The sequence below is a fragment of the Salinihabitans flavidus genome, from assembly GCF_900110425.1.
In the GTDB taxonomy this organism is placed as follows: Bacteria; Pseudomonadota; Alphaproteobacteria; order Rhodobacterales; family Rhodobacteraceae; genus Salinihabitans; species Salinihabitans flavidus.
Genome location: NZ_FODS01000069.1, coordinates 1 through 2223 on the forward strand (window position 1 = coordinate 1; position 2223 = coordinate 2223).

Here is a 2223-nt window from a genome sequence, read left to right on the forward strand (position 1 = left end):
GCCGCCGATGTGGCGGAAATCACCGCCCGGCTGGCGGCGTTCGACGCCTCGGCCGAAGACTTCTGAGCAGCAAAAAAGAGCGACATCATGGATATGAAAGATCCGACCCTCTGGGATCGGGCGTTGGTTGCGGCGTCCGGAATTGTCACATGGCTGACCGGCGAGGCGGGCCGCGCCCTGATCGCCGGGGCGGCAGGCGGGCTCTACCGATGGCTGATGCAGGAGCGGCGGCGCCTGCGCGACGGCGTGGTGGCCGTCCTGTCGGGGGCCGTGGCCGCGCAGTATCTCGGCCCTGTCGTGCTCGCTCTGCTGCGCATGGCCGGCCTGAAACTGACCGAGGGGCCGGAGCTCTATCTCACCAGCGGGTTTCTGGCGGGGCTGGCCGGTATGAGCCTGGCCAAGCTGATGGTCGCGCTGATGGAGGCGCAGGCCGCGCGGCTGCGCGGGGAGCGCGGGAAATGAGCCGTAACGACAGGGACCGGCGGATCCGGCTCATCCGCGAGGAGCTGCGCGCCTGGGGATGGGGGCTGCTGGCCGTCGTTCTGATCTGCGTTCTGCTTCCGAAGCTGTTTACCTAGAGGGCAAGCCAATGACATCGCAGAGTTATGACGTGCGCTGGTTGCAGCGCGCGCTGGCCTCGCTCGGCCATTATTCGGGCGCCATCGACGGGATTGCGGGGCCGAAGACCCGGGCGGCCATCGTGGCCTTCAAGCGGGCCGAGGGACTCCGGGCGCGGCCCTATATCGGGCCGATCACGCTCTCAAGGTTGCGCGATGCGGTGGATGAGCCGGCGCCGGACCGGGTCGGGCCGGAGTCCGCGCCGGAGCCGCCCTGGCTGGTGGAGATCTCGAAATACCTCGGGTTGCATGAGGTGCGCGACAACGCGGCCCTACGCGACTGGTTGCGCTCGGACGGGGCCACGCTCGGGGACCCGGCGCAGCTGCCTTGGTGCGGCGATGCGGCAGCCACGGCGCTGCGCAAGGCGCTGCCCGAGGAGCCGTTTCCGCCGAAGCTCGCGCGCAACCCCTATTGGGCGCGCAACTTCGCGGATCTCGGGATCCGCTGCGGCCATGTCTATGGCGCCATCATCGTCTTCTCCCGAGGCAAGGGCGGCCATGTCGGGTTTGCCATCGGCCGTGATCCCGATCGTCGGCGCTATCTCGTGCGCGGCGGCAATCAGGGCGACGAGGTGCGCGACAGCTGGATGGCCGAAAGCCGGCTTCTGGCGCTGCGCTGGCCGCGCAGTTGGCCGACCGCGCATCAGCGGGCGCTGCCGCGATACGACGCTTCCGGCGCGGTGCTGAGCGTAAACGAGGCGTGAGATGCGGATCCTCGCGGTTCTGATCCTGCTCACGCTTACCGGCTGCGACGGGCCGCTCGCGCTGCTGACCGGGGGCGGGCCGAAGGTGGCGGCCAATGTCCAGGTGGGCAAGACGAACGCGCAAACCCTCGGTCAGACCAATGTGACCGAGCAGAAGCTGGTGCGCCCGAAGGCCCGGCGGATCGTCCAGTCGAGCGATGACAGCCGAGTGAAGGCGGAGCGGGTCGAGACCGTGGTGGTGCAGGAATATCCCGCCTGGCTGATCGTCGCCTTCGCCATCGCGCTGTTTCTCGACAGCCCGCTGCGCTGGCCGGGGCAGATCGTGGCCGGGCTGCGGCAGGCGCGGGGCGGGTGATGGCGATAGCAATGACATGACCGAACCGGCCGCGAGAAAGCAATCAAGAGGGACTTCATGTCCGGGGCACCTGTCCCATCTGTCCGTCACGAAAGGAGAGATGACATGGCCAGAGATACTACCCAGATGTTCGAGGCGGTCGCCCGGGAGCACCTCTTCGTGGAGACGCTGGAGACCCGCAATCGCGATGCGCTGGATTTCACGGAGGTGTCCGTCTGGGGCATTCGCGCCGCGCTCGAGGCGGCGTTCGAAGCCGGGCGGCGGGCAGGGAACGCGCCCCGAGATCCTGCGCAGATCGCTGAAGGTTAATCGGAGGCTTCACAGGGCCCTGCATAAAACATAGAAATTCCCCTCGCCCGTCGGGCGGGGGGCTTCGGTGCGCCAACACCGTTACCCATGCAGCCACGGTTCGAAGGAGGCTGCACCGACATCACCAATAGAAAATGTCGCCCGACTCTCGCGAGAGCGGGCGTTTTCTATTCGGGAATCATCCATGACGACAATGAGAAATGTGCGGGCTGCCGCACCTGTTGCCCCGTGGCTCGGG

The 2223-nt window shown here is 67.4% G+C and carries 4 protein-coding genes; all 4 read left to right on the forward strand.

Going from position 1 to position 2223, the window contains the following annotated elements:
* The first annotated feature begins 87 nt into the window (after window positions 1-87).
* The 4 genes from BMW66_RS19770 to BMW66_RS19785 all read left to right on the forward strand — a co-directional run bounded on the left by BMW66_RS19770 (window position 88) and on the right by BMW66_RS19785 (window position 1985).
* Complete coding sequence (locus BMW66_RS19770) at window positions 88-462, forward strand: hypothetical protein (RefSeq protein WP_093120879.1); 375 nt, start codon at window positions 88-90, stop codon at window positions 460-462.
* A gap of 127 nt (window positions 463-589) precedes the next feature.
* The gene (locus tag BMW66_RS19775; RefSeq protein WP_175483343.1) at window positions 590-1321 is read left to right on the forward strand and encodes an NlpC/P60 family protein; all 732 of its coding nucleotides are present in this window, start codon (window positions 590-592) and stop codon (window positions 1319-1321) included.
* Between the two features lies 1 nt (window position 1322).
* The gene (locus tag BMW66_RS19780; RefSeq protein ID WP_093120881.1) at window positions 1323-1676 is read left to right on the forward strand and encodes a bacteriophage spanin2 family protein; all 354 of its coding nucleotides are present in this window, start codon (window positions 1323-1325) and stop codon (window positions 1674-1676) included.
* 105 nt (window positions 1677-1781) lie between these two features.
* Window positions 1782-1985 carry a DUF6900 domain-containing protein gene (locus BMW66_RS19785; RefSeq protein WP_093120882.1) on the forward strand — a complete coding sequence of 68 codons (204 nt, stop codon included), beginning with the start codon at window positions 1782-1784 and terminating at the stop codon, window positions 1983-1985.
* Window positions 1986-2223: the final 238 nt, after the last annotated feature.